Source organism: Cutibacterium modestum (genome assembly GCF_008326345.1).
Taxonomy (GTDB): Bacteria; Actinomycetota; Actinomycetes; order Propionibacteriales; family Propionibacteriaceae; genus Cutibacterium; species Cutibacterium modestum.
In genome coordinates, this window is record NZ_BJEN01000002.1 from 264,232 (window position 1) to 290,880 (window position 26,649).

Annotated in this window: 20 protein-coding genes and 1 riboswitch; of the genes, 12 read left to right on the forward strand and 8 right to left on the reverse strand. The window is 60.6% G+C overall.

What is annotated here, in order from left to right:
• The first annotated feature begins 103 nt into the window (after positions 1-103).
• Positions 104-207, forward strand: a riboswitch (TPP riboswitch).
• Between the two features lie 34 nt (positions 208-241).
• Together F1563_RS05790 and F1563_RS05795 are read left to right on the forward strand one after the other, a co-directional pair.
• On the forward strand, positions 242-871 hold the full coding sequence (locus F1563_RS05790) for an ECF transporter S component (RefSeq protein ID WP_002529211.1): 630 nt from the start codon (positions 242-244) through the stop codon (positions 869-871).
• A complete protein-coding gene (locus F1563_RS05795; RefSeq protein WP_002546725.1) occupies positions 868-2,967 on the forward strand; it encodes an ATP-binding cassette domain-containing protein in 2,100 nt (699 codons plus the stop codon). The genes F1563_RS05790 and F1563_RS05795 overlap by 4 nt, the downstream gene beginning before the upstream one ends.
• A 53-nt stretch (positions 2,968-3,020) precedes the next feature.
• On the opposite strand, the gene F1563_RS05800 is transcribed toward F1563_RS05795, so the two are convergent.
• From F1563_RS05800 to F1563_RS05810, 3 genes are all read right to left on the reverse strand, one after another.
• Entirely contained in the window at positions 3,021-4,196 is a 1,176-nt protein-coding gene (locus F1563_RS05800) for a glycosyltransferase family 4 protein (RefSeq protein WP_002529209.1), read from the reverse strand.
• 92 nt (positions 4,197-4,288) lie between these two features.
• A complete protein-coding gene (locus tag F1563_RS05805; RefSeq protein WP_007434353.1) occupies positions 4,289-4,708 on the reverse strand; it encodes a DoxX family protein in 420 nt (139 codons plus the stop codon).
• Positions 4,709-4,821: 113 nt separating this feature from the next.
• On the reverse strand, positions 4,822-5,466 hold the full coding sequence (locus F1563_RS05810; protein WP_002529207.1) for a pyridoxamine 5'-phosphate oxidase family protein: 645 nt from the start codon (positions 5,464-5,466) through the stop codon (positions 4,822-4,824).
• 78 nt (positions 5,467-5,544) lie between these two features.
• Between F1563_RS05810 and F1563_RS05815 the strand changes: the two genes are divergently transcribed.
• Entirely contained in the window at positions 5,545-6,924 is a 1,380-nt protein-coding gene (locus F1563_RS05815; RefSeq protein ID WP_002529206.1) for an aminotransferase-like domain-containing protein, read from the forward strand.
• A gap of 233 nt (positions 6,925-7,157) precedes the next feature.
• Here F1563_RS05815 and F1563_RS05820 read toward each other — a convergent pair whose 3' ends face one another.
• The 3 genes from F1563_RS05820 to F1563_RS05830 are packed head-to-tail and all read right to left on the reverse strand — an operon-like array spanning position 7,158 to position 13,636.
• Entirely contained in the window at positions 7,158-8,165 is a 1,008-nt protein-coding gene (locus tag F1563_RS05820) for a dihydroorotate dehydrogenase-like protein (RefSeq protein WP_002529204.1), read from the reverse strand.
• Between the two features lie 23 nt (positions 8,166-8,188).
• Positions 8,189-11,803, reverse strand: a complete 3,615-nt coding sequence (gene nifJ, locus F1563_RS05825) for a pyruvate:ferredoxin (flavodoxin) oxidoreductase (protein ID WP_002529203.1) — start codon at positions 11,801-11,803, stop codon at positions 8,189-8,191.
• Positions 11,804-11,818: 15 nt separating this feature from the next.
• The gene (locus tag F1563_RS05830; RefSeq protein WP_002529202.1) at positions 11,819-13,636 is read right to left on the reverse strand and encodes an NAD(P)-binding protein; all 1,818 of its coding nucleotides are present in this window, start codon (positions 13,634-13,636) and stop codon (positions 11,819-11,821) included.
• Positions 13,637-13,864: 228 nt separating this feature from the next.
• Here F1563_RS05830 and F1563_RS05835 point away from each other — a divergent pair, with 228 nt between their 5' ends.
• Together F1563_RS05835 and F1563_RS13565 are read left to right on the forward strand one after the other, a co-directional pair.
• Positions 13,865-14,182, forward strand: coding sequence for a thiamine-binding protein (locus F1563_RS05835; protein ID WP_002529200.1), 318 nt, complete (start codon positions 13,865-13,867; stop codon positions 14,180-14,182).
• A gap of 1,550 nt (positions 14,183-15,732) precedes the next feature.
• A complete protein-coding gene (locus tag F1563_RS13565) occupies positions 15,733-15,996 on the forward strand; it encodes a hypothetical protein (protein ID WP_036958492.1) in 264 nt (87 codons plus the stop codon).
• 102 nt (positions 15,997-16,098) lie between these two features.
• Here F1563_RS13565 and F1563_RS05845 read toward each other — a convergent pair whose 3' ends face one another.
• A complete protein-coding gene (locus tag F1563_RS05845; RefSeq protein ID WP_172623634.1) occupies positions 16,099-16,764 on the reverse strand; it encodes a FadR/GntR family transcriptional regulator in 666 nt (221 codons plus the stop codon).
• A 472-nt stretch (positions 16,765-17,236) separates the two neighbouring features.
• Between F1563_RS05845 and F1563_RS05850 the strand changes: the two genes are divergently transcribed.
• From F1563_RS05850 to F1563_RS05885, 7 genes are all read left to right on the forward strand, one after another.
• Complete coding sequence (locus tag F1563_RS05850; RefSeq protein WP_002529194.1) at positions 17,237-18,925, forward strand: L-lactate permease; 1,689 nt, start codon at positions 17,237-17,239, stop codon at positions 18,923-18,925.
• 42 nt (positions 18,926-18,967) lie between these two features.
• Positions 18,968-19,774: a (Fe-S)-binding protein gene (locus tag F1563_RS05855; protein ID WP_002529193.1), complete on the forward strand. Its 807-nt coding sequence runs from the start codon at positions 18,968-18,970 to the stop codon at positions 19,772-19,774.
• 3 nt (positions 19,775-19,777) lie between these two features.
• Complete coding sequence (locus F1563_RS05860; protein WP_002529192.1) at positions 19,778-21,313, forward strand: LutB/LldF family L-lactate oxidation iron-sulfur protein; 1,536 nt, start codon at positions 19,778-19,780, stop codon at positions 21,311-21,313.
• Positions 21,310-21,990: a LutC/YkgG family protein gene (locus tag F1563_RS05865; protein ID WP_002529191.1), complete on the forward strand. Its 681-nt coding sequence runs from the start codon at positions 21,310-21,312 to the stop codon at positions 21,988-21,990. Before F1563_RS05860 ends, F1563_RS05865 begins: the two co-directional genes overlap by 4 nt.
• 1,126 nt (positions 21,991-23,116) lie before the next feature.
• Positions 23,117-23,833 (forward strand): ATP-binding cassette domain-containing protein, encoded by a 717-nt coding sequence (locus F1563_RS05875; RefSeq protein ID WP_002529187.1) that lies wholly within the window; start codon positions 23,117-23,119, stop codon positions 23,831-23,833.
• Positions 23,830-25,062: a DUF7224 domain-containing protein gene (locus F1563_RS05880; RefSeq protein ID WP_002529186.1), complete on the forward strand. Its 1,233-nt coding sequence runs from the start codon at positions 23,830-23,832 to the stop codon at positions 25,060-25,062. Before F1563_RS05875 ends, F1563_RS05880 begins: the two co-directional genes overlap by 4 nt.
• Positions 25,059-25,628 carry a hypothetical protein gene (locus F1563_RS05885; RefSeq protein WP_002529185.1) on the forward strand — a complete coding sequence of 190 codons (570 nt, stop codon included), beginning with the start codon at positions 25,059-25,061 and terminating at the stop codon, positions 25,626-25,628. The genes F1563_RS05880 and F1563_RS05885 overlap by 4 nt, the downstream gene beginning before the upstream one ends.
• 455 nt (positions 25,629-26,083) lie before the next feature.
• Here F1563_RS05885 and F1563_RS05890 read toward each other — a convergent pair whose 3' ends face one another.
• Positions 26,084-26,491 (reverse strand): AAA family ATPase, encoded by a 408-nt coding sequence (locus tag F1563_RS05890; RefSeq protein WP_227431995.1) that lies wholly within the window; start codon positions 26,489-26,491, stop codon positions 26,084-26,086.
• Positions 26,492-26,649 lie beyond the last annotated feature (158 nt).

Below are 26,649 nucleotides of genomic sequence, written 5' to 3' on the forward strand. Positions count from 1 at the left end.
TAGTTCATGACCATGATTGCCACAGATGGTCCGAGGACATCGAGTGCCTTCGGGCGGTGGTTCGACGCGGGTGGTGGACTCCCGACCCCGTGGCTATGATCGGGGACAACGACAGGGGAGCATCGTTGGATGCTGAGAGTGGGCACCGCCCAGACCCTCGAACCTGAACCGGTTAGGACCGGCGTAGGGAGTCGGGCTCTTCGCGCTTTCGCGCCCCTTCCGAATGAGCGGAAGGACTTCCATGACCAATAATAACCTCGCCGTGCGGTACCGCACCATCGACATCGTCACCCCGGTGATGATTGCCGTGGCATTTGGCGTCATCTTCCTCGGCTACGGAGCGGTATATAGCTTCCTCAAGCCGCTCACCTCGGTATATCTACCCGTCGAGGGCATCCTTTCCGGCATCTGGTTTCTGCCAGCACTTCTTGCCGGACTCATCGTCCGTAAACCCGGCGCAGCCTTACTCTCCGAGATTCTGGCAGCCTCCATCGAGGCGGCTCTTGGCGGCCAGTGGGGAGCTGGCACCATCATCTCCGGTGTCATTCAAGGTCTGCCGATGGAACTGTGCTTATTAGTCGTCGCCTACCGCAAGGCCGGTCCAAAGCTCGCCATGGTGGCCGGAGCTCTCACCGGTGTCGCCGAAGGTATCTACGAGCGCATCTCCTACTACCCAATGTTCCGCTTCGGCGACACCATCGTCTACTTCATTTTCATGGTCGCTTCTGGGGCGCTGCTCGGCGGCTTAGTGGCGTCAGGCATCGTCCGCGGCCTCGCGGCTGCTGGCGCCCTCAACCCCTTCGCGGTTTCTCGCGAGCTGCGAGGTGGGAAGTCAACCCGGAGTACAACATCAGCTCGGAACCTGTCATGACTGATGTCTTGACCCGTGCAGAGCAGGCTGACGAGGTCTCCGGCCACCAGGCGGTGCCAGTGGATGTCGAGGGGTTGATGGTCGGCGTCCCCGATCGTGACGAACCTATCCTTGGCCCCATCAACCTTTATTTGGCGGCGGGGGCCCGAGTACTTGTTGCTGGACCGTCGGGGGCTGGTAAAACGACTCTGCTGCACGCTATCGGCGGCTTACTCGAGGAAGAGAGCCACGACCTGGCCGGACGGGTGAACACGTGGTCTAGTGACGTGAACGTCGGCCTGCTGCAGCAGGAGCCGATCCACTCCGTCGTCGCTGCCACATGCGGACGAGACATCGCTTTTGGCCCAGAAAACCATCGTGTCCCGCGAGAGGACATCTGGCCGATTGTCGAGGATTCCCGGCGACGAGCCCGGTTCACCATGCTCAAGGACCACTCGACTACAAAGATGTCCGGAGGACAAATGCAGCGTCTGGCTATCGCGGGGATTCTCGCTACCAATCCTGGCCTGTTGCTGCTCGACGAGCCTGTCTCCATGCTCGACGACGAGTCAGCTACGGCAATCCGTGACGAGGTTGCCAGAATGGTCCACGACCGGACGGTGCTCGTCGTCGATCACCATCCCAACCGATGGCGGGGCGTCCTCGACCAAGTTGTTGAGCTGACCGATCATGGCACCCTTAAGAAGATCTGGGATTTTGAGGACTTCCTGGATTCGCGTGAGGCAACGTCGTTGCCGCCGCACACCTCTACCGCCGGCGAGACGGTTGCCTGGGTCAGCGCTCTTGATGCTCACCGTCCCCAGTCCGACGACGTGCTGCTGCGCGGCGTCACTATGTCTGCCCGGCGCGGTCACATCACCGTCCTGTCGGGCCCAAGTGGGGTCGGCAAATCCACCCTACTGAGGCTGCTCGCCGGCCTTGACGCCCCCGCATCCGGCGAACTCACTCTGCCGGGTCAGGCCGCCTGGGTACCGCAGAACCCAGAGAACTACCTGGTCGCCCGGACGGTTGCCGATGAATTGTTTGCCTCGCCCATGGTCCCTGAAGATGCCGATCTCAGGGACCTGGTGAGGACCTTCGGGCTCAAGCCGATTCTGAACTCGCACCCCATGACATGCTCCGGGGGTGAGAAGCGGCGACTTGCCATTGCGGCAGCCCTGGCCCAGCGCCCCGACCTTCTCCTCGTCGATGAGCCGACTGTCGGCCTCGACGACGACCGCGGCGCGAGCGTGCTATCAGCGATCCGTGCTGCGGCCGATTCGGGTGTCGCCGTCGTCGTTTCCTCTCACGATCGTCAGGTCATCGACATGGCCGACGAGGTCGTCAACGTCGCCTCCTACCGCGTCCCGGATCTCCCTCCGGAAGAGCATCCGGAGGAAAAACCAGCCTTCATGGCGACGATCAACCCCCTTGTTGCCCTTCTCATTGCCATTGCTGGCATTTTTGGGTCCCTTTTGGTGCGCTCCCCTCTTATTGGGGCTATTAGTCTGGTCCCTGCCGCCGTGATGGCCCCGATGTGCTCCCGCCACATCAAACCCCTCGTGGTGCGGACAGTGCCCGTTCTCATCGCTGCGGTGATGCTGGTGTGGACGACGCTGCTATTGCACAGCGGGTTTACCGACCCAGCAGCGTGGAGCGAAGCGACCCGTCAGGGGTTGAGGATCCTGGTCTTCGTTCTGCCGGGCGCACTGGCCTCAGCGGCCGTCGACCCCACTCGGTTGGGTGACGCGTTGGCCCAGCAAACTCACCTGCCGCAACGTCCGGTGGTGGCCTCGGTGGCTGGTGTAGTGCGGATGGGACACCTCGGTGACCAGTGGCGCATCCAGTCTGATGTACGCAACCTGCGTGGGTTGGGCCCCAAGCGGTCCCTGACTTCGCGGATCAAGTACTTGTCGTCAATGACCTTCGCGATGATGCTGTATGCCATGAGGTCCTCGGAAGTCCTGAGTCGGGCGATGGATTCCCGCGGATTTGCGACGGCAACCCGCCGAACCTACGCGGTAGAGTCGCGTTGGCGTGCCCGTGACCTGTGGGGAGCGGGGCTTGCAGCCTTCGTCGTTGCGGTTCCAGCCTTGGCGGCCGCGCTGCTCGGCTGAACGTGTTTGTGGCCTCCCCGCCAGGTGGCGATCTCTCCCGGCCGTTCACGCACTCAGCGATACAATGCTTTCTCCAGCACCGTCGCCAGCTTGTCGACGGATGCCTGAAGGGAAAACCTGTTCGTCATGAGCTCGCGGGCCCGGTCGTGCCAGCGCTTCATGGTGGCCTCATCGGCGTCACGTACCCGCTCAATGCCGGCGACCAGATCGGTCGGATTGACGCAGGCGCCCACCTCGTCGTCGCTGATGACATCGCGAATCGGTACCTTAGCGTTGGAGACGACGGCTAGCCCGGCAGCCATGTAGTCGTAGAGCTTGTTGGGGCTCATGCCCTTGTCAAAGACCGACTGCGGAGACACCGTGTGCAGGCCCACGTCGCAGGCCGACAGGATGCGCACCAACTCTGACTTCGGCACTTGGTTGTGGAAGGTGACGTTGGTCAGGCCTAGCCTGGCGACTTCGTCGATGGCCCACTGCTTACGCGCCCCGGCTCCGACCAGCAGAAAGTTGACGTCGGGCAGGCGACGGGCGGCGTCAATGATGAGGTCCAGCCCGACGTAGTTGGCGTGGGTCCCTGAGAATACCGCGGTGAATCCGGAAATGCCGTACTCCTTGCGCAGTTCCTCGCGAGACTCTTCGACCTCATATTCGGTCAGGTCGGCACCATTTGGGACGACGGTGACCTTGTCGACGTTGATGCCGAGTTCGCGGAAGTGGTCCTCCCAGCCCTTCGTCACGACGACGATCTGGCGAGCGTGGGCGTAAATGGTTTTCTCCAACCCCTGCAGCACCTTATGCAGGGCTGACCCTTCCTTGAGGGCGCCGCCTGATACCAAAGATTCCGGCCACAGGTCGCGGACTTCAACGACGAATGGCTTGCGACGTAGAGCGGCGACGACCATTCCGGCGGCGGGAGCCAAAATCTGTGGGGAGGAAGCGAAAATGACGTCGGCTGGGCGGACTAGGGCGCGCGCTCCGGCACCAGCGGCGAAGGCGATCCAGCCGAGGACCCGCTTGCCCCCGTTGCCCTTGTACTCCGGGATCGGAACGAGGGTGTAGCGCGGGTCGTCGACCGTCATACGCTCACCGGAGGTGTGATTGATGTTGGCGGCGTAGAAATGGGGCTGCCAGCCGTGCAGCCGGGAAAACATGTCGAAATTACGGGTGATGCCACCCGATCCCGGTGGAAAGGCGTAGTGGTTGATAACGCTGACCTTGCGTTGCGGCATCTTTCCTCCTGGGTTTGGGCGCAAACCAACCTTACCGGGCACGGCTGCTGTCCGTGGGCAGTGCCGCGACCAGAGCCGCAGCCCGCGGAAGATCAGTCCTCGCGGGTGCCCTCCAGGGCCAGACCCACCAGGATGGGCTGGAAGAGCAAGCGAATCGCGCGTTTGTGGTCATCGTTGAGGCCGAATCCGTCCTTGTGCTCGACGAACTGGGCGACGTTGCCAGGGAAAATCGCGGCGAAGAAAGCGGCTGCGCCACGTCCCCAGAATTTCTTGTGACGGCCCGACAACAAGGCGGCCCCGAGGACGATCTCGGCGACGCCAGACAGCAGGACAACCGTATCGTCGTCCATGGGTACCCAATCGGGTACCTGAGCTTGGAACTCTTCACGGACGAAGGTGAGGTGACCGACACCGGCGTAGGCCAGTAGACCGCCCACGCCGAGGCGGCTCAGGGTGCGCAGCGGGTGGCGCTTTGACGGCGAAGGAGTGGTGAAGTGTGATGGGTGGGACATCGATCCTCCTGACGACTGGAAGTGGTACCCAATCGATGATAACTCGTGGAAATCCTGGTTCCTTATCGCCACGGGGCCAGTTAAGGTAGCGCGAGACCCGATCTGGAACCCGTTTACCACGGCTGGTCATCAAGACCCCCGATTAGTCGTTTGACCGAGTCCGGTAGCGGCGCATTCGACCATGGCGCCCGGACCGGTTCCCCGAGGGTGTGGTTGACCGGGATCAATCCAGCCCAGGCGTCAGTCTCCTCCTGAGGTTCGTTCGCGCCGTGGCTGCGTGCCTTGTACAACCAGTTATCGGAGGTGATTGGTAACGCGCAGATGCGGGTGGCGGCGAACTCTTTGCGAGAGTGGTGCCTTACTTCCGTGCTCCGGCCCGGGAAGATGCTTTCGAGGAATGCGGTAAGAGCGTCCTCTTTCTCATGACCGCCCAGGTCGGCGAGGCTGCCGTGGACGGTTGCTGAGCGGTACATGGCGCTGGAGTGGAACCGGGTGTGGCCCACGACCCAGCCGTCAAGGACGAAGACCGTGTACACCGTTGGTGCTCCGGCAACCAGGTGGGAGAGCAATCCGGCTCCGGTCGATCCGTGGAAGAGAATGCGATCCCCGTCGAGGGCATGGAGTATGGGGACAGCCCAAGGTTCGCCGTTGTCAGAGATGCTGGATAAGACACCACAAGATTGGGTTTCCAGTAGACCGTTGAGGAGATCGCGGTCGTGGCTTGCTCGTTCAGGATGACGTCGAATAGTGGCGATCATGCGACGACCCTTGCGCGATACCGGCCTGCTAAGAAGATCCAGAACCTGGAGAAATCACGAGTCCAGTAACCTGATGTCGTGCGGCACCCGGTTTCTGACCTCGTCCTCACCCCTGACGCCGTCACGATCCCTGGGATTGTGGATGCCATTGTGGCCGCGATCTCCGACGGTCGTCTGGCGGAGTCCGACCCCTTGCCCAGCACTCGTGGGCTTGCAGCTCAACTGGGGTGTTCGCGTACCACGACTGTAGCCGCGTACGACGAGCTGGCTGCTGCCGGTTACGCGGTTGCCGTCGCGGGCTCGCGGACGGTGGTAGCTCCTGGGGCCACTTCGGCCGCACGTGAGCGGATCGCCACCCGTGTCACCCCCACGGAATCAGCGACCCCTAGTACCGCCATTCAGGGTCTTGACGACCCCTTTCCTTTGCGCGCTGGCAGGCCCGACGCCACTCTCATCAACTCGGCAGACTGGAGGCGATCTTGGCGATTTGCCGCCCGACAACCCATCTCGGGTGACACGTCCTGGGAGTGCCCTAGTACCGCTTTGGAGTCGGCCATCATCGACCACGTACGACGCCACCGTGGAATTGTCACCGACCGGGTGTTGCTGGCTGCTGGAACGAGCGCAGCAATTACGACGATGGGAGCTGCCACTGGCCTTCCCGCCGTCATCGAAGACCCCGGCTACCGTCGTGCCCGAGACGCCTTTCAACTAGCCGGTTCGCCACCGCTTCCCTGCCCCGTCGACGATGATGGCCTGTGCGTTGACCCCCTGCCGGACCACGCCTGTGTAGTGTACCTGAGTCCTGCCCATCAGTTTCCGATGGGGACTCGTATGAGTCTTCCTCGGCGTCAGCGGATTATTGAATGGGCTCACGACACTGGGTCTCAACTCATTGAAGACGATTACGACGGCGAGTTCCGATATGGCGTTGCCCCTCTGCCGGCTCTGCGTTCTCTGCCCGGGGCTGCCGACGTTGTCACATACGTCGGCACTTCCTCTAAAATCCTCACTCCATCTCTTCAGGCCGCCTGGATCATTTCTCCGGCAGCCATCGCCGATTCGTTGCGTCATGAGCTAGCTCTGCGTCGATCTGGGGTTGCAACTATGACCGCGACGGCCCTTGCCCACTTCGTCTCCACGGGTTGCCTTGACCGGCACCTTGCCCGTGCCGCACGGACCTATTCGGCTCGTCGCATCGCCCTCATTGCTGCATTGCGACGCACAATGCCCCGGGTGGTGGTCGGCGGGATTGATGCCGGCCTTCACGTGCGGGTTGACCTTCCGGATGATCGCCGGGTGGCCCAGAAGCTTGTTGGCCGTGGTTATCAGGTGGATCCGGTCAGCGACAGCTGCCTGTCCGCAACAGCGAGCGGTCTGGTCATTGGATACGGCTGTTTGCCTGAGACGCGGGCTCGAGATGTTGCTGTGGCAATTCGGTCGGTGATCAACGAGTGAGCAACCTGAGGTGGCACCGGACATCATCGTCACCTCGATTACCACACGCGGTTGGGGAAAGCTGGGAAGAGCGTGGGGTTGGGGAGATCATGCTTGAAGAAAGACAGAGAGGAAATGTTCTTCCGGACGGATCGCGTCGCTTTCCAGCCGGTGTGCTCCTCGACCAGCGATATGTGACAGACACGGTAAGGGGCCGGTGACGATCGCCACCGGCCCCTCTGCGAATTCGAGGATCAGGATCCGTAGGTCGTTTTGGCCTTCTCAAGAGCCGCGACGTAACCGTTGCGCTCGTACTCGGCGGTTGACGCATCATTCGGGACGGCGAGCATGCCACGTAACGTGTCGAGGTTGACCTCCTTGCGCTGCAGGTAGGATTCCAGCCCCTTCTGTAGCTCGATCGCGTACCCCGTGCCGTGACGCACTAACGCCGACGTGGTCATGACGACGTCGGCTCCGGCGAGGAGATACTTGACGACTTCGTCGGAGCTCTCAACACCCGAGGACGCGGCCAGCGAGGCGTTAATGCGGCCCGACAGTGCAGCAATCCACGTCAATGGCAGCCGAGCGTCAGCCGGAGACGACAGCCACACTCCGGGCTCCACCTGCATCGTCTCGACGTTGATGTCGGGCTGCAGAAACCGGTTGAACATTACCAGGGCGTCGGCACCGGCGGCATCCAGACGGGTGGCCATATTACCCAGGGCCGAGAAGAACGGCGAGAGCTTGACGGCAACCGGCACACTCACAGCGTCCTTGACGGCCTGGACGATCTCGACATGTCGGTCCTCGACCTCCTCAGCCGATTGTTCAAGATCACCGGGCACCATGTAGACGTTGCACTCGATGCCTGCCGCGCCGGCCCTTTCCATGCGTTTGGCAGTATTGACCCATCCGCCGTTCGTCGCCCCGTTGAGGGATGCAATGACGGGGATGTCAACGGCATTGGCGCTGGCCTCCAGATGGGCGAGGTAGCGCTCGGTGATACCACCCTGGTTGCTGGCCACGATCGGGAAGAAGCTCAGCGACTCGGCGAACGAGTCCATGTACTCGAGCTCGATCTCTGCCTGCCGGGCCTCCTCGTGCCTCACCTGCTCCTCGAACAGGGAGTACATGACGATGGCTCCGACCCCGGCGTCGGCGAGGGCCTTGACCCCGTCGACTTTCTGCTGGATGGGGCCAGCGGAGGCAACCAGTGGCGACCTCAGGCTTAGCCCCATGTAGTTGGTGTGAAGATCACTCATGACACGTCATTCCTTCGTGGCTGTCAGGCGCGGTTGGATGAAGCGGCGAATTCGGACATACGGGCATCGACAGCAAAGTCCTCGGCGGCGCGAGATGCCATCTCGGCATACTCGGCGTAGCGGCGCTCTACCTGGCGCTGGCCCAGGTCCAGCATACGTTCGGCCTCTTCCGGATGAGCCTTCTGGAGCATCCGGTAGCGCAGCTCGAGCTTGGTGTACTCCCGCCACGTCTCGTCGGGCTTCGGGGAGTCGAGCAGGAATGGGTTGCGTCCTTCGTCGGCTAGCACCGGGTTGTAACGCATCAGCGGCCAGTGCCCACAGTGGACCGCCTTGTACTGCTGGTCCAGGCCGTTGCGCAGATCGTAGCCGTGGGCGATGCAGTGGCTGTAGGCGATGATGAGGCTCGGGCCAGGGTAGGCCTCGGCCTCGCGGAAGGCTCGCAGGGTTTGCTGTGGATCGGCGCCCAGGGCCACGCGGGCGACATATACCGACCCGTAGGCGATGGCTTGCAGAGCGATATCCTTCTTGGCGGTGGGCTTGCCAGCCGAGGCGAATTTGGCGACGGCGCCTAGCGGTGTCGACTTCGACGCCTGACCACCGGTATTGGAGTACACCTCGGTATCGAGGACCAGGACGTTGACGTCGCGGCCGGAGGCAAGCACGTGGTCGACGCCGCCGGAACCAATGTCGTAGGCCCAACCGTCACCGCCGATGATCCACACCGACCGGCGTAGCAAGTGGTCGGCGACACTCATGAGGTCGCGCACTGCCGGGGTCTGCTCCATATCGGCGAGCTTGGCTTGCAGCTCTTTGACGCGGTGCTGCTGGCTCTGCAGGTCGTGCTCGGTCAGCTGCGGGGCGTGTAGCAGATCCTTGACGAGTTCCGGGTCGAGCTGACTGGAGACCTCCTGGAGGCGACGTTTGGCCAGGTCGGTCTGGACGTTGGCGGCCATCCGCATGCCCAGGCCAAACTCGGCGTTGTCCTCGAATAGTGAGTTCGACCATGCCGGGCCACGTCCCGACGCATTCTTGCCCCACGGTGTCGTCGGTAGGTTGCCGCCGTAGATAGAGGAGCAGCCGGTGGCATTGGCAACTTCGGCGCGGTCGCCGAAGAGCTGGGTAATGAGCTTGACGTACGGCGTCTCGCCACATCCCGAGCAGGCCCCGGAGAACTCGAAGAGGGGCTCCAGGAACTGGGTGCCGCGCACGGTGGCGAAGTCGACGCGGGAGCGATCGTTAACGGGAATCGTCTCGAAGAACTTCACGTTCTCGCGCTGGACGGTCTTGTCAAGGTGTTCCTCAAGGTTGATGGCCTTGCGGTCAGGCTCGCCGATCGGGTGCGCCGGGCAAGCCTCGACGCACAGTCCGCAGCCGGTGCACTGGTCGGGGACGATCTGCAGGGTGTAGCAGGACTCTGGCAAGCCGGCGGCATTGAGCTCTGCGGACTGGAAGGATTCCGGGGCACCCTCGAGCTGAGACTGCGGGTAGTATTTGGCGCGGATAACGCCGTGCGGGCAGACGAAGGCGCAGTTGCCGCACTGGATGCAGGCGTTGGGCTCCCAAGTGGCAATGACGTCCGACAGCGTCCGCTGCTCGTACTTTGTAGTCCCGGCGGGGTAGGTGCCGTCGTCAGGCAGGGCCGAGACGGGCAGCAGGTCGCCGAAGCCTTCGATCATCCGAGCGGTGACATTCTTGACGAACTCAGGGGAGTCCTTGCGCACCGCTGGGATGAGGCTGTGGTTGGCAGTCATCTGGTCAGGAACCTTGACCTGGTGCAGATGCTCTAGGGAGGCATCGACGGCCGCGTGGTTCATCTCGACGATCTTCTGAGACTTCTTGCCGTATGTCTTCTGGATCGAGTCCTTGATCTTCGCGATGGCCTCATCCTTGGGCAGCACCCCAGAGATCGCGAAGAAGCACGTCTGCAGGATGGTGTTGGTGCGGTTACGCAAACCCACCTTGCGGGCAACGGACAGGGCGTCGATGGTCCACAGGTCGAGGTGCTTGTCGAGGACCTGACGTTGCATGGTGTCGGGCAGCTTGTCCCACACCTCGTAGGCGTTGTAGGGAGAGTTCAGCAGCACTGTGGTGCCCTCGCGAGCCATCGTTAGAACGTCGATGGACTCCAGAATCCCCCAAGCATGAATGCCGATGAATCCGGCCTGGCTGACCAGATAAGGGGCCTCGATCGGCTTGGGGCCGAAACGCAGGTGGGAGGTGGTCCTTGACCCGGACTTCTTGGAGTCGTAGACGAAGTAGCCCTGGGCATAGGTGTCGGGGTCCGATCCGAGGATCTTGATGGTGTTTTTGTTGGCGCCGACGGTGCCGTCGGAACCCATACCGTAGAACACCGCGCGGATCGTCTTGGGATCCTCGATGTCGAGGGGCTCCCATGGCAAGGATATGCCGGTGATGTCGTCGTCGATGCCGATGGTGAAGCGGGGACGCGGGCTTTCCAACTCGAGTTCGGCGGCGATCCCGGCCACCATGCCGGGGGTGAACTCCTTCGATGAAATGCCGTAGCGACCACCCGAGACGATCGGCATGGAGTTACGGGTACCGCGGGAATGCGCCTCGGAAAGGGCGGCCAGCACGTCGAGGAAGAGAGGCTCGCCGCTCGAACCGGGCTCCTTGGTGCGGTCCAGAATGGCGACGGTGCGAGCCGTCTCCGGGATGGCCTTGACGACCTCGACGGCCGGGAAGGGGCGAAACAGGTGCAACTCGACGAGGCCGAGCTTGTGTCCCTGGGCGTTGAGGTGGTCGATGGTGTGCTCGATAGTGCGGGCGCCGGAGCCCATGCAGACCATAACCTCGGTGGCCTCGGGATCACCGTGGTACTCGACGAGGTGGTACTGGCGTCCGACGACCTGGGCGAACTCGTCCATAAGGGACTGGACGATGCCCGGCACCTTCGCGTAGTACTTGTTTGCGGCCTCACGAGCCTGGAAATGAGTGTCCGGGTTCTGGGCGGTGCCGCGAATGAATGGGTGAGCCGGAGACAAGGCACGATCCCGGTGGGCGTGGACAAGGTCGTCGGTGATGAAGTGACGGATGTCGTCGTCTGAGAGCATCTCAAGCACGTTGAGTTCGTGGGAGGTGCGGAAGCCCTCAAAAAAGTGCATAAAGGGTACGCGGGAGTGCATCGTCGCGGCCTGGCTGATGAGGGCCAAGTCGTGACATTCCTGCACCGTCGACGAGCACAACATGGCGAAGCCGGTCTGACGGCAGGCCATGACGTCCTGGTGATCGCCGAAGATGGATAGGCCTTGGGCGGCCAGCGAACGGGCGGCCACATGGAAGACCGTGCTGGTGAGTTCACCAGCGATCTTGTACATATTCGGGATCATGAGCAGCAGGCCTTGGGAGGCGGTGAAGGTGGTGCTCAAGGCGCCACCTTGCAGAGCGCCGTGCATGGCCCCGGCGGCTCCACCCTCGGACTGCATTTCCATGACTGTGGGGATGTCTCCCCAGATGTTCTTGCGTCCGGCGGCAGACCACTCGTCGGCGGTCTCAGCCATGGGGGAGGACGGGGTGATCGGATAGATCGAGCACAGTTCGTTACAGCGGTAGGCGACCGAGGCAGCGGCGGTGTTACCGTCGGCAATGGTGCGGACGCGGGAGTTAGAGCTATTCGCCATGGTCAATCCTCCTTCTCAGTTCTCGGAGTCGACGGTGAACTTCAGCGAAGCTGACCGTTGTGGATTGGGTTCAGGACGCACCGCCCAGCCGGGTGTGGGGTTACCGGATCCTGGAACGGTGGCTGGATCCACGCCTTCGGGGATCATCTCGATGGCATGAACTGGGCACTGGTCGAAGCAGGTGGCGCATCCGATGCATTTGTCGTAGTTGAATTCGTAGCGGTGGCCTTTACCGAGCTTGATGATGGCGTCCTCGGGGCAAGATCCGTAGCAACCATCACACTCGAAGCAGTTACCGCAGGACAGGCATCGTCCAGCCTCGAAGTGGGCCTGTTCGTCGGTAAGTCCACCGACGACCTCGTCGAATCCGACGCGCTGGGTTGGGTCGAGTTCGGGCTGGTGACGACGCAGGTGGTCCCCGAAGTACCAGAGGTTGAGGTCGTTGAAGCTCACCGTGGTGTTCTTAGCGGCGGGGTAGCCGGACTGACGGTTCAGCCACAGGTCGATCTGGCGGGCGGCGCGCTTGCCGTGGCCAACGCCGATCGTCACAGTGCGCTCGGAGGGAACGGTGTCGCCACCGGCGAAGATACCGGGGACATCGGTCATGAGGGTTGAGGGGTTGACGTCGACGACGTCGTTGCGGAACCTCATACCGGGCATCTTGTGCAGGAAGCTAGTGTCGGCGTCCTGGCCGACGGCGAGGATGACGGTGTCAGCCTCGAGTTTCTCGTAGCGTCCGGTACCGTGCGGCTTGCCGTCCTCGTCGAGCTCCATGACCTCGACAGTGAGGTCGTCACCGACGTCAGTAATGGTGCGTAGCCAGTTCATCTGAACGCCCTCACGCTCGGCTTCCTTGCGCTCCTCGGCATGGGCCGGCATCTGTTCGGCGGTGCGCCGGTATACGACGATGGACTCCTCGGCGCCCAGACGCTTGGCCACGCGGGCGGCGTCCATGGCGGTGTTACCGCCACCATAAACAGCGACGCGTCGTCCAATGATCGGTTTCTCGCCGGCAGCGACATTGTGCAAGAAACTGACGGCGTCGACCATTCGGGAGGCATCGACGGTCGGAATGTCGACGCGCTTGGACAGATGGGCACCGATGGCCACGAAGACGGCGTCAAAACGTCCCTTGGCCTTCTCTTCCATGAGGTCGTTGACGGGGTGGTTGAGGACGATTTTGATGCCGAGGTCGGTGAGGCGTGCCACCTCTGCGTCGAGGACCTCGCGCGGTAGCCGATACTCGGGGATGCCGTAGCGCATCATGCCGCCAACTTTGTCGCCCGCGTCATGGATCTCGACGTCATGGCCAAGCATCGCCAGGTGATAGGCAGCGGACAAGCCTGCCGGGCCAGCACCGATGACGAGGACGCGATGTCCGGAGGGCTCGGTGGGTTTGGTGAACTTCCAACCCTTTTCAATGCCGAGGTCACCGAGGTAGCGCTCGACGGAGTGGATGGACACGGCACCATCGAGGTCGGCGCGGTTACAGGCGACTTCGCAGGGGTGGTAACAGACGCGGCCGTGGATGGCAGGGAAGGGGTTGTCGGCGGTCAGTTGACGCCATGCCTTCTCTTCTTCGTGGGCCTTGATGAGGCGCAGCCATTCCTGAATGTTTTCGCCGGCCGGACACCCAGCATTACAGGGAGGGAGCATGTCGAGGTAGACGGGTCTGCGGGTACGGGTGGGGGTGACGCGACCGGTAGTGCGGGCTAGATCAGGACGTGCAGTAATGTCCTGGTTTTCCCTGATGACGTACCCATTTAGGTCGGTGGTGTCACTCGTCGTAGTCTCGGCGCTCATACCTAGCTCTTCCTGTTGGAAATGCGGCATTTTAGATTGCGAATGTGGGGTCCACAAGCGAACCTGGAACCGATGTTAGACCACATCTGAAAGAGCGTGCAGGGGAGGGTATGGGGGATGAAATTTGGTGCAGGAATATTTGTCTAAACCTCGTCCGAGATTCTGGAATTATGAACCATTTTGTTATCGAAATATGATGGTGCGTTCCCCGGCGCTGGACCCCGCGGGGTTGCTAGCTGATGGTGCAAGACTGGAACCATGATTGTTGCCTTCAGTCTTGTTCCCAGTGGTGGTCGAGCTTCACGGGAGGACGGTGGCGTCGCCGACGCCGTTGCCGCTGCCGTAAGGGTGATTCGCGATTCCGGGCTGCCCAACCACACTTCGTCGATGTTCACCGAGATTGAAGGCTCATGGGATGAGGTCATGGACGTCGTCAAACGGGCCACTGAAGCGGTTGCGCAGTATGGCACCCGAGTGTCACTGGTGCTCAAGGCCGATATTCGTCCCGGGCATACTAGTGAGATGACCGCTAAGCTGGAGCGGCTCCAGGGGGAGTTGGACAAGCAGCAGGGTTGAAGCCGGGGGTCGCTTGCCGTGCTATCGATGCCTTAGCCACCTTGGCCCCGCTTTCTGTGGCGGCATGCGACTTCGTTCCCGAAATGGCCGGTACCTGATGTCATCTTGCTCCTGAAGCAGAGGGAGAGGGATGGGCGTCGTGCATCACCACATTTAAGACGGGCGCCTCTCATGACTTCTGTGAATTTGTAGGTGGTTTAGTAGTTGATGACGAGCGCTAGGTTGTAGGGGCTATTTCGCGGCAAAATATTTCGTGGTAGGTGGCCAGGGATGATGTGGCGATGTGGGGCACGTGCAAACCGAACACCTCACCTGCCCCAGCCGCCGGCCGGGCGCGGCCGCATTGAGAAGGTGCGCAACACTGCTTGCCCGGGCCGGCCGATCGGCTCTCACCTTCAGCTAGCTACGGAGCACCGCTCGCGCTCATAAAGAACGGGAAGAACGCGAACGGTAGCACGGCTACTGCTGGCCTCCGGAATTACCTCCGCACGGCGGAATCCGGGCGTATTATTCACCTGCGCTCTCGATGTGTTTATTTTTCGGAAACTACTGAATTCGCGGAAGAGATTCTTGATGCCGAGGAAAGCGAGTATAGGTGCCAGAAGTCCTAAAAGTAATGATCCCAGTAGGTAGACTGGATCATGCGTCCTGTGATAACCCATTCGAGGATAGGTATCCCAATGGCGACAGCGGCGGGTAGCCGTGTTAAAGTCTTGGAAATAATGCGCATATTTTGTTTCCGGATTGCTTATCAGAGATTGATGAGTCGTATGAAGAATCAAAGTCCCATGACTGCTTTGCAGGGCTTCAAGAAGTCGAGACCAACGATCGCTGCAACCGATTCTGCTGCATCCTTCGCCTCGGCGCCCCTCAGGCTACGACATTTTGAGGATATCAATGGCCCTTTTACTGCCACGCCCCTTTACGATGATCACCGTCTTGACGGCCACGACTCCTGCCTTTCTAGTGAACGAACTCACAACAAATGCTGCAAATTAGGTAGCGCGCCTAGCCCAGCCCCATGTGCTGCACGCATGAATATCCGAATAGATCGCCATCTGTTTATGTTTCGTATGGGCTCGTGTAGCAGTATTTATTCGGTAAGCCGCGATCTGCCCTGAGGGGTCTCTATCCGCAGTGAATACAAGGAAATGTAATCCTTAGACAGATGCATATTCCACATCAATTTTGGTGATGTGATTCAGGAGATCGATATCACTTGTCTGTAGTTTTTCTGATGGCAAGTCTATGTGTATTGGAATGGTGGATGAAAGCTCCGCCTATTGGGTGTCTAGGCTGCCTGTCTTTGACAGATAAATACTGAACGCAAGGGTGTTGATGACCTTTTCGTATACACGCGATATCCATCTCGTTAATGGTGTACTGTCATCGCTATAAACAAAACACCACATACATAGCGCTGGTGGTTGATGAAGTAGGGATTCCTTCACCCTAAACCAGGCGCGCTAGCAAGATCGTAACTTCGGAGGCTCAGTGCAAGTTGAGAGAAATTCTGGCTCAAGGCCGATCCGGACGTCCTGGTGGATTGCGTGGGCCTCGCTCATGAGAGCGGGGAAGTAGTCGCACGCGTCCGGCTGGCTCGTGGCGGGGCCCAGGGCAGAGTGGCCGCTGGGGCCGATGAGTCGAAACGGGGACTCGATGGTCTGCTCACCGTTACCGAGAGCGCCCGCAGTAGATGGGTCGAGGATATAGAGGTTGTCGCCCCGAACGCCGACGAAAAAGCCGTGGTAGACACGGCAAACGCGATCGTCGCTGTTATGGATGGGCTGCAAATAGTGGCTCATGAGTCCTGATGACGTCACCCTCGGGCGAGCCAGCGCGTGGACGATGGAGACCTGGGTGACTCGGTTGGAGGCTGACCAGAGCGTGCATTGCCAAGACGGAAGGAAAGCTGTTCAATCTCTGCCGACGAGCAGGGTTTTGTAAGTATTGCGGATGTGCGCTTCGGTGACCTCGGCAGCTCGCTCGGCATCGCCCTTCTCGATCGCAGCGAGCATTTCCTTATGATCGCGGACGAGACCGTCACGCCAGACTTTCCACCCGATAAGAGAATGCTCTGCCTCCAGGATGGGTAGGTGTACCGCCTCGCGAATGGCCACCGTCAGGTTGCTCATGAGGCGATTGTCTCCGGCCTCGGCTAAAGCGACGTGGAAGGCGGTGTCGAGGGCGTTAAAAGAATCAGGCTGCATTGCGTCGTGCATTTGAGTGAGGAGGTCTGTCGCTCGGGCTAAGGGCCCAGAGGCACGTACCTTCGCGGCTGCAGCGCAGGCTGCTCTTTCGAGCGCCACACGAGTTTCGGTGAGATCGGCGAACGAGACGACGTTAAGGGCCAATCGCAGCCGCAGAATGCGTCCGATGGCGTCTGAGGGGCGGGCATCGACGCGGGTTCCATTGCCACGTCCGGTGCCTGAGGACAAGATCCCTTGGGCCTCCAGAGCCCGAATGGCTTCCCGGACCGCCCCTCGACTGACGCCGAGGGAAGTCGCGAGTTCGCGCTCGGGGGGAAGGCGAGAACCGTTAACCCACCGTCCCGTGAGGATCTCGTCGTCAATGTGGCGTATGGCGACCGAGAACCCTCCCGATTTCGAGGCGGCACTCGACTGCGCCGCTAATGCCCGATGTCCAGCATGTGAGTCCGACCGACCGGAGCCGGCGTCGCGGGTCTGTGTCATGGCTGGGGTCCTCGTCAGTGAGTTGATGTATAGGGGCCAAGCGACCATTTTATGCCCGCCTCGTGGGTTCTCCGGAGGAGATCTGATGGTGTTTCAGTTCCGGGGGTGGGGCGCACACCACGACGTGCCTGTGAGTCGGCGGATGGGTTCCAGGGAAACGATGAGAATACCTATAAAGACATAAAGAGGTTAGGTAAACCTCAATTTATGCACAAATGATTGTGAAATTAGCTACGAATTGAACGGAAGTGCTTGACGGACACCTAAAACGGGCCTACCGTATTATTGGTCGGACCAAATCGGTTCGATCTCGCCAGCGGTTAGCCGACCGTAGGCAGTAGTTGAACAACGGAGTTCTTCGATGGTTCTTCTCCAGACCTTCACCCCATCGGCCAATCCGCTGGGGGCGCAGTGGCTGTCGGCTCTCTTGGCCGTCTTGCCGGTGCTGGCCATGCTCATTATCCTTGGCGCGCTGCGTTGGAAGGCTCACCTGGCCGGCCTCGTTTCGTGGGGTGTCGCCCTTATCGTGGCGATCACCGCCTTCCATATGCCGATCGGCATGGCGTTCTCCTCAAGTGTCCAAGGCTTCCTGTACGGCCTCTTCCCGATCTCGTGGATCCTGCTGGGTGCCATCTGGATGTACCAGGTGACCGTCATTTCCGGCCGTTTCGACGACCTGCGTCGCACCTTCTTCCTCATCAGTGACGACCCACGTGTGCTGGGCATCCTCATTGCGTTCTGCTTCGGCGGTCTGTTGGAGGCCCTGGCCGGTTTCGGCGCTCCCGTCGCTATCGCCGCCGCGATGTTGATCGCCATTGGTTTCGGCAAGCTACGCGGTGCCGTCACAGCTCTGGTCGCTAATACCGTCCCGGTGGCCTTCGGTGCCGTCGGTCTTCCGGTCCTTATGGCCGCCAAGACTGGTGGCCTGGACGTCGCTATGGTGGCCCCGGTCACCGCCCGCGTCTGCGCGGTGCTCTGCCTCGTGGTCCCCTTCCTCATGCTGGCGATCATGGACGGCCGTAAAGGTGTTCGCGAATGCTGGCCCTTCGGTCTGTTTGTCGGCGTTGTCTTCGGTGTGACGAAAGTCATCATCGGTGGCACCCCGGTCTACAACCTCACCGAGATTTTCGCCGCTGTTGTCACCGTCGCCCTCTCCCTGCTCTTTCTCAAAATGTGGAAGCCCGAAGGCGGCCGCGAAGCTGCCGAGCGCATTGGCATCCCGATGGATCCGGCCGTTGAGACCGAGTGGGTCGAGGCTCAGGAAGTCGACACTTCTGACCTTTCTGGCAACCGCATATTTATGGCCCTGGTTCCCTACATCCTGGTCATCATAGTCTTCGGTATCGCTGCTATCCCCGCTGTCAAGGAGGGTGTGAAGGCTGCTGATGTCAAGATGACCTGGCCTGGTCTGTCCGGACTCATGGCCACCAGTGGTAAGGCTGCTGCCCACCAGGCCTACACCTGGCAGTGGTTGTCTCAGCCGGGCTTCCTGCTCGCTATCGTCGCAATTCTCGTTGGCCTCATCTATCGGGTATCCCTCTCCGACGTCTTCAAGGAACTGTGGGTCAACGCCAAGAAGATGAAGTTTTCGATGCTGACCATCGGGTTGGTCGTCGCCCTGGCCTATGTGATGGGTGATTCCGGTCAGACCCTTGCTCTTGGTATGTTCATTGCTGGGGCGGGGGCGGTCTACCCGTTCCTGGCTCCGATCCTCGGCTGGATCGGCACTTACGTCACCGGATCCGATACCTCCGCCAACATCCTGTTTTCCAGCCTGCAGAGCAGCGTCGGACAGCAAGTCGGTGCCGGGTCGTATCTTGCCGTTGACGGCATGCGGCACTTGTTGGTTGGTGCGGGCGCATCCGGTGGTGTCGTCGGCAAGATGATCTCCCCGCAATCGCTGACTATCGCGGCTACTGCCATCGGTCTGGCTGGCGGCGAGTCGGTTATTCTGCGCAAAGTTTTCAAGTTCTCGATCGTCCTTCTCGTCCTGATGTGCATCATCGTCGGCCTCATGTCGACCCCGGTGCTCGGATGGATGGTCCCCTGAATCTGCTGACGGTTGACACCGCTTGGCATCCGTTCATCATCGATGGAGGTCACCATGACAACCACTACGAGCTTTGGCACCAGGGCCGCCTCGCCCGGCTTGCCGGGGGTGGGCATGACCGTTGGGCTGTTCATCACGTGCATCAATGACGTGATGTTCCCCCAGACGGGCGTGGCCGTCACCACCCTGTTGGAGCGACTGGGTTGCAAGGTCGAGTTCCCGCGAGAGCAAACCTGTTGCGGCCAGATGACGACCAACACCGGATACTTTGATGAGGGTATTCCCACCGTCCGCCAATACGTGCGAGCTTTTGGGGGCTACGACTACATCGTTGCCCCGTCGGGCTCCTGTGTCGCCGCGGTGCGTGATCAGCACCCGATGCTCGCCGAGCACGCCGGAGACTCCGGTCTGGCCAAGGAGGTCGAGCACACTAGCCGACGCACTTACGACCTGCCGGAATTCCTCATCGACATTCTCGGCGTCACAGACGTCGGCGCATACTTCCCGCACCGGGTGACGTACCACCCGTCCTGCCACGGCAAGCGGCTGCTCCACCTTGGCGATCGTCCTTACGAGTTGCTCAAGCACGTCAAGGGCATGACGTTGGTCGACCTGCCGATGGCCGAGCAATGCTGTGGCTTCGGCGGCACCTTCTGCATCAAGAACCCCGATATGAGCGCGGCGATGGCTAATGACAAGGCCCGTCACGTGCGCGAGACCGAGGCCGAGTATGTCATCGCCGGCGACAACTCGTGCCTCATGAATATTGGCGGTGTGTTGTCGCGTCAGAACTCGGGCGTTAAGCCGATCCACATCGCCGAAATCCTCGCTAACACTGAGGAGGACTGACCCATGAGTACCGAACTGCGTCGCGTCACATACGGAAATCACGGCGTCGCCCGGCTGACCCCAGCTCCCGACAAGCCCGGCCCGTACATGGGCATGCCGAAGTTTTCGAAGGCCGTCAAAAGTGAGTTGAACCTGTCGGTGCAGCGCAAGAACATGCGCAATGCCACCATGACGATTCGTAACAAGCGCGCCATGCGGGTCTCTGAGTCACCGGATTGGCAGGAACTGCGCAATGCTGCCGAATCCATCAAGAGTCGCGTCGGCCGCCACCTCGACCACTATCTAGTTGAGGCGGAGAAGAACCTCACTGCGAACGGCGTTAACGTTCACTGGGCCCGCGATGGCGAGGAGGCTAACCACATCGTTGCCCAGATCGCCAAGGACAAAGGGGTTGATGAGGTCGTCAAGATCAAGTCGATCACCAGTCAGGAGACCGACCTTAACGAGTACCTCGAAGAACAGGGCATCGCGGCATGGGAGACCGATCTGGCCGAGCTCATCGTGCAACTAGGCCACGACCGCCCCTCGCACATCGTCGTGCCGGCCATCCATCGCAACCGCTCCGAGGTCCGCGAGATCTTTCTCCACGAGATGAAGAACTACGGCCGGGCGGCTCCCGAGGATATCTCAGAGAACCCGCCGGAGCTGGCTAACGCGGCTCGTCTGCACCTGCGTGAGAAGTTCCTGCGTGCCGAGATGGCTGTCTCGGGTGGTAACTTCGTGCTCGCCGACACCGGGTCCCTGGTGATCGTCGAGTCTGAGGGCAATGGCCGGATGTGCCTGACCCTGCCGGACACCCTGGTGTCGATCGTCGGCGTCGAGAAGGTACTGCCGAGCTTCGACGACCTCGAGGTCTTTCTCAAACTGCTGCCACGCTCCGCGACTGGCGAGCGGATGAACCCGTACAACTCGGTGTGGAGCGGTGTGACCGATGGCGACGGGCCGCAGGAGCAGCACGTCATCTTCCTCGACAACGGTCGTACCGATGTCCTAGCCGATACGCTCGGCCGCGAGGTACTACGGTGCATCCGGTGCGCTTCGTGTATCAACATTTGCCCGGTTTACGAGCGTGCCGGTGGCCACGCCTACGGTTCGGTGTATCCCGGGCCGATTGGAGCTGTCCTCAATCCACAGTTACGGGGGGTTGAGCATCCCGTCGATCGTGGCCTGCCCTATGCGTGTTCACTATGCGGTGCCTGCAACGAGGTATGCCCGGTGAAGATCCCCTTCACCGATATCCTCCTCAAGCTGCGCAACAAGGTGGTCGAGTCCGAGAAAGCCGACCGCATCCCGCAAGACTACGAAGTGGCCGGTGAGATGGGCCTTATGAAGACAGCCTCGTGGGCGTTTAGCGACCACAAGCACTTCGAGGCGATCCAGGTTGGCTCACGGGGTGTGGGACGTGTCCTGCGTGGCAAGAAGATGGGACCGGTCCCGGTGCCGGTGGCTGAGCGGTGGCTGAAGTACCGCGACGTCGATGCGCCGCCGACCGACACGTTCCGCACCTGGTGGAAGAAGAACAGGGAGGAGAAGCGATGACCACCATCAGCACTGATCCGGTGGCGCGTACCGAAATCCTTGCCCGGATTCGTCGCGCCAGCTCGGACATCACCACTTCTGACCCGGTCGCGGATGTGCCGATCGAGTGGGAGTACGGCACCGGTATCGAGATGGACGACGTCGTCGGAACCTTCGTCGAGAAGGTTATCGACTACAAGGCTACCGTTGTGCGAGTCAAGGGGGCTGACGTTCCCAATGCCGTCGCTGAGGGACTCAAGGCCACCGGGGCCGAGCACAGTGTCGTCGTGCCGGTCGGTCTGGATAAGTCCTGGGTCGAGGCGATCAAGGGTGCCGGTATTGACGTCCGCGTTGACGATCCTCAGCTGTCCAAGGAGGAGCTCAACGGCACCGACGCCGTCGTCACCGCGGCAGCGTGCGGCATTGCCGACACCGGGTCGATCGTCCTGACCCACGTCGAGGACCAGGGGCGCAGGGCTATTACCCTCGTTCCCGATCGCCATGTCTGCGTCATGAACGCTAACCAGGTGGTCTCCGACGTCCCGGAGGCCATTCAGATCGTCAAACCGGCGGTGCATGACGGTCACCCATTGACCTTCATCTCCGGTGGTTCGGCTACCTCCGACATTGAGTTGGCACGTGTCGATGGCGTCCATGGGCCCCGTCAGCTCTACGTCGTCGTTGTTGACGACCAGTGAAGTCCATTGCGGCGCGATAAGGAGCGCCAAGCGTCCAAGCTAGGCGGTTCCGGGTTCTCCGGGGCCGCCTGGTCGCGTTATAAGGCCTGCCTACCCGCTCGTTCGTAGTTGCCAAAACAGCCGAAGTCGGCGATGGCAATGTTTCTATGACTAGTTTTTAGTGGCGGCGGCATGGATAGGGTGCGGAATGAGTCACGGTTGCTGCAGGTTCACCACCATTACTCCTGTCCCCAGGGAGTTCGACGTCGGCGTCCAGGACGATTACCGGAACTCCGCGAAGCTGGCTTCGTCGTCGGGTTGCAGGTGGGTGTGTGTTAGGTGTGCTCGGGGAAGAGTCGTTGAAGAGTAGTCAATGTGGCTGAGGGTGCGTGGTTGTATTGGCTGGTTTTCGGTGGTTTGGCGGTTGTGGGGTGGATTGGGTCTGTGGTGATTTGGTGGCTTTTCGGTTCTGTGGCTACGGAGGATGGTAGTGATCGGTCTTCCACACCGGATTACCACGTCTGGGGCAGGTTTCAGTGGTGATAGGCGGTTGGCGTATTGTGCATCGTCAGGTTATGCTAAACTTTCACGCGCGGGTATAACTCCAGCCTTTGCGAAGGATTTATACCTCCCATTATAAGTCCAACAAGATAGCATGACATCATATCTCCGATATTTATTGATGATATGGTGCCATATAGAAATCCCTGATACGACGATGGTGTACTGTGTTCTCTCATAAAAATTTCAGGACGATAATGGTGGCCGCTGCTGCCGGTCTTGTTTTAACTGCATCGATGGCCGTTCCCGTGTTAGCCGAGGGTAAGATCGACTCTCATATATCGAATGGGAGGGTAGGGTTTGAAACTCGGAGTTGGCGGGATAACGACTCCGATAGAACCTCAACGAGCGTTTCACATTACTCGAAGTGCAATGCCAAGTCGGTTAGCTATGAGCTTATGCACGAGTATTCGTGGCGTCCGGACGTCAAGTTGGGTACCCTGACGCTTTCTTGTTCGAAGAGAGGTTCCGTATATTGGGGGCGTCAGGTTGAAGGCGGTTACCACGTGGTCATTCGGGGTATTGGCGGAAGGCCGTCGGTGTCGGTGAACGACTTCCGAATCGACTACTGACAACTAGCCACACCATGATTATTGAGAATGTCGCGTATTCCTATCGACGGCACCATGAGGTCTTACACGGGGTGAGTATTGAGTTTGCTCTGGGCAAGACCGCTTTGTTGGGCCCCAATGGAGCCGGAAAGTCCACCCTGTTCTCACTATGTTCGGGAGCCTCTGCTCCGAGATCAGGGAGGATCATACTGGGGACGGCCGAGGCGTCACCGCGGACATTGCGTCGCCGGGTGGGGCTCATGGCTCAGACTGTCCGAGCTATGGCTGGGTTGACGGTGCGCGAGCAGGTCGCCTATTGCGGATGGCTGATGGGACTGAGCACCCGTGAAGCTGTAGCCAGAGCAGATAAGATGATCGCGGACGTCGATCTGGCCGACAAGGCCGATGACCGAGCCTCGCGGATTTCTGGTGGTCAGTTGCGCCGGGTGGGGCTGGCCCAGGTACTCATCGGACAGCCGGAGGTATTGCTGCTCGACGAGCCGACCGCCGGTCTCGACCCTGCTCAGAGAATGCGTTTCCGGGAGGTGCTCGAGCGGATTCCCGACAACCGGGTCACCGTCGTATCCACCCACCAGGTCGATGATCTCACCGATGGATACGACAGAGTGATCGTGCTGTCGGCTGGGCGAATCGTCTTCGATGGCTCTCCCGAGGAGTTCCTCGACCTTGCCCCGGAGGATGCACCGCACCGCGCAGAGGCGGCCTACCTGAGTCTGATGGTCGACGAATGAGGTTCACGACTCGACTCCGGACTGCGCCGGGCGTGTGGCTTGCGCCTTTGGTTGCCGTGATTTTCGTGATGGTCGACCAGAACGCTTCCAGCGAGCCGTATTGGCTTTCCCAGGTTGTGGGCGACACTGCCAAGACCATGGTCGCCAATGCCTTATGTGCCCTTGCCGGAGTCCTCGAGGGCCGACGACTCAAGGCGGTCTTGACATGTAATCGTGTCAGAGCGTGGGGGTGCGTCCTCCTCGGTCCTGTGGTGGCATCGGCTGCGGCAGCCACAGTGTTGACGATGGTCTTCATGGCGAGGCATGGATTTGCCTCGTACCCCTTGGGATGGGCCATTCTTGGCGTCACCCTGTTGTCCGTATGGTCGTGGACCATCACCGGGGTTACGTTGGGTTTGTGGTTACACGTGGCTGTGGCGGCACCGTTGGCTTTGGCGGCGCCAATGGTGTGGATGATTTTTCCGCCCGGAATGTCGATCTACTGGTTGCGTCACCTCACTGGGACCTGGGTTGACTGTTGTGTCATCACCGACACGCTCAACCCCGTTGTTATCACTGGCACTTTGGCCGTCCAGCTCGGCCTGCTAGCAGCAGCCATCATTGCGGTCTCCGCCCGTACCACACCGCATCGGCGCCGGACGATGTTGTCCGTGGCTACCCTCCCCTTGATTGCGGGATCCATTGCGGGTGTCGCGCAGGTTCGGCATCTTGACGCGTTTTCGACTATTCCGCGGGGTATGGTCGTGGAATGTCATGCGGTTGTAGGTCGAGGCACTCAGCTATGTCTACTTCCCGAACACGAGTCGGAGCGGGCATTGCTGGATTCGACCGCAAAACGGGTGCTTCCGATCTGGAAACGTGCAGGGGTTGATGTGCCGAGGTGGTATTCCGAGCAGGCCCTTCCCGGGCGGAGGGACGTTGCTGCGCTGAGCGTCGCCCCAGGGATGTCAGGGGAGTCGCTGGCCACCGCACGGCTCGCTGCTGCCACGGGTAATCATTTTTGTCCGGCTTCGAACGATAGGACGCAGCCGGCAGAGATCATGCAGTACGGCGGGCGTATTGACGCCTGGTTGCGGGAGGTGACCCGCGCCGGCGGGATCAAGGTCACTGGGGAAGGAGTGACTGGCGAGGACGCCACATGGGCCAGGCAGACACGCACTAAAGGTGCGGCGGCGCAGACCGTCGAGATCAGGAAGATGCAGGAATACCTGCAAGGTTGTCCTCGATGAGGTATTGGGTACGCAATCGGCTGGTATGGATGCAGGTGGCGGCGGCATGTCTGTTTTCCGGGGTGTGCGCTCTTACCGATCCTGGGGGCTTGTCAGTGCCCGCCATCTTCGGCAGCATCGGCTCTTTGGTGGTGTTCAACAACCTGTTCGGACTGGTGCTGGCAATCATCTATGCCGTTGGTTTGTCGCGGGCAAACTTGGGTGTGGAGGACAGATCGCTACGCCATACCGGAATCCTCGATGCCGCCTTGGGGGTGGCCATCTCGGTGATTATGCTGCTGGGGTTGTTGGGTGGGCCGGGTAATTCCAGTGTTGTTCGCGACGTGCCGGTCTTCTTGGGAATCACAATGGTTGCGGCGCGTTGGATGCCGCGGAACCTTGCCGCGTTGCCGTCGATCGCATTTTTCTTTGTCGGTATTCTGGCTGGGCGTGCCTACGACGGGGAGGCGTGGTGGAACTGGCCAGTCGCCAAGCCATCGGGAGTGGTGAGCCGAGGGTGGGTCATTGCTTCAATGAGCCTTGGTATGCTGGCCTTGGCAATTCCGACTCGAGCGGGAGGAAACTGAACTGAGTCGTATTAAGGTTGAGAAGGCTCAAGGCCGCCACAGGGTCGGCACGGGGCCATCACCCGGGTGCCGATGAGCTGGCCCCGTTCTGCCCAAGTAAGCACGATTCCAGCGATGAACCTTTCCCCTACGATGTTGCGCAATCAGATCAGGTGCTTCGCATCGGCTAGTTGCATTGACGCGGCTGCCTTGACTTCGGTGGCGATTACCCGCTGATCGTCGAGTTCCACAGCCAAGTCGATTTCTCGTCGGGACTTCAGCCCATGCGTCCGGTGCCCCACACTCAGCTGAGTTCTTGCACATCCTTGGTGGTCTGCGATCCAGGTAGGATGTGAACCACGCCTTGCGGATCCGCTCGGGTACCGCCGTACTTCGGGCATCGAGCCGGTGACCAGTATGTCGACGTAACCGGCGCGGGTGAGGGGGCGAGGTGACGGCTGCCGGACGCGGACCTTCTAATACCGGGTGGACGAAGCCTCCCGGACTCCTGCCAGTTCCTTTTGGCTCAAACCTCGGACCCAGCAGCCGACGATTCGTCCGGCCAGGTTGTCTGGCGATGCGTTTCCGGTGGCGGTGCGGGACCTTCTCGTGGACAGGAAACGGCCCGTGCCCCGATGCGTGTCGACCTCGGCTTTGGGCGGCAGGATGAAATCCGGAGCGCGCTGAAATTCGTCGATAACCATCAAGCCGTCGCCATGTTGATCCAGGAAGGCGATGGAATCGGTGAGGGCCGTATGTCGCGTCTGCGCGTCATCGAAGGAGTAGTGGTCGGCATCGGGATAATCCTGCGCCACCATGAACGCGAGAGTGGATTTACCGACTTGGCGGGCTCCTTCTAGCTCGACTGCGGGGACGTGTCGCAGTAACTCAGCGGCCTATGACTTCGTGCTCCGCGGGATCAGAGCATGGATGCAGAATAGCGGTTCCTGTTGCTCTGCGGTCGAGGTGGCTGTTGGTTTGCAGGTGGGTGTGTGTTAGGTGTGCTCGGGGAAGAGTCGTTGAAGAGTAGTCAATGTGGCTG

What these genes read in the sequence shown, in the direction of transcription:
- F1563_RS05860 (WP_002529192.1), top strand. Translation starts at nt 19,778, where the DNA reads ATGAGTACCGAACTGCGTCGCGTCACATACGGAAATCACGGCGTCGCC.
- nifJ (WP_002529203.1), bottom strand. Translation starts at nt 11,803, where the DNA reads ATGGCGAATAGCTCTAACTCCCGCGTCCGCACCATTGCCGACGGTAAC.
- F1563_RS05820 (WP_002529204.1), bottom strand. Translation starts at nt 8,165, where the DNA reads ATGAGTGATCTTCACACCAACTACATGGGGCTAAGCCTGAGGTCGCCA.
- F1563_RS05865 (WP_002529191.1), top strand. Translation starts at nt 21,310, where the DNA reads ATGACCACCATCAGCACTGATCCGGTGGCGCGTACCGAAATCCTTGCC.
- F1563_RS05880 (WP_002529186.1), top strand. Translation starts at nt 23,830, where the DNA reads ATGAGGTTCACGACTCGACTCCGGACTGCGCCGGGCGTGTGGCTTGCG.
- F1563_RS05855 (WP_002529193.1), top strand. Translation starts at nt 18,968, where the DNA reads ATGGAGGTCACCATGACAACCACTACGAGCTTTGGCACCAGGGCCGCC.
- F1563_RS05885 (WP_002529185.1), top strand. Translation starts at nt 25,059, where the DNA reads ATGAGGTATTGGGTACGCAATCGGCTGGTATGGATGCAGGTGGCGGCG.
- F1563_RS05805 (WP_007434353.1), bottom strand. Translation starts at nt 4,708, where the DNA reads ATGTCCCACCCATCACACTTCACCACTCCTTCGCCGTCAAAGCGCCAC.
- F1563_RS05795 (WP_002546725.1), top strand. Translation starts at nt 868, where the DNA reads ATGACTGATGTCTTGACCCGTGCAGAGCAGGCTGACGAGGTCTCCGGC.
- F1563_RS05800 (WP_002529209.1), bottom strand. Translation starts at nt 4,196, where the DNA reads ATGCCGCAACGCAAGGTCAGCGTTATCAACCACTACGCCTTTCCACCG.
- F1563_RS05790 (WP_002529211.1), top strand. Translation starts at nt 242, where the DNA reads ATGACCAATAATAACCTCGCCGTGCGGTACCGCACCATCGACATCGTC.
- F1563_RS05850 (WP_002529194.1), top strand. Translation starts at nt 17,237, where the DNA reads ATGGTTCTTCTCCAGACCTTCACCCCATCGGCCAATCCGCTGGGGGCG.
- F1563_RS05835 (WP_002529200.1), top strand. Translation starts at nt 13,865, where the DNA reads ATGATTGTTGCCTTCAGTCTTGTTCCCAGTGGTGGTCGAGCTTCACGG.
- F1563_RS05830 (WP_002529202.1), bottom strand. Translation starts at nt 13,636, where the DNA reads ATGCCGCATTTCCAACAGGAAGAGCTAGGTATGAGCGCCGAGACTACG.
- F1563_RS05810 (WP_002529207.1), bottom strand. Translation starts at nt 5,466, where the DNA reads ATGATCGCCACTATTCGACGTCATCCTGAACGAGCAAGCCACGACCGC.
- F1563_RS05875 (WP_002529187.1), top strand. Translation starts at nt 23,117, where the DNA reads ATGATTATTGAGAATGTCGCGTATTCCTATCGACGGCACCATGAGGTC.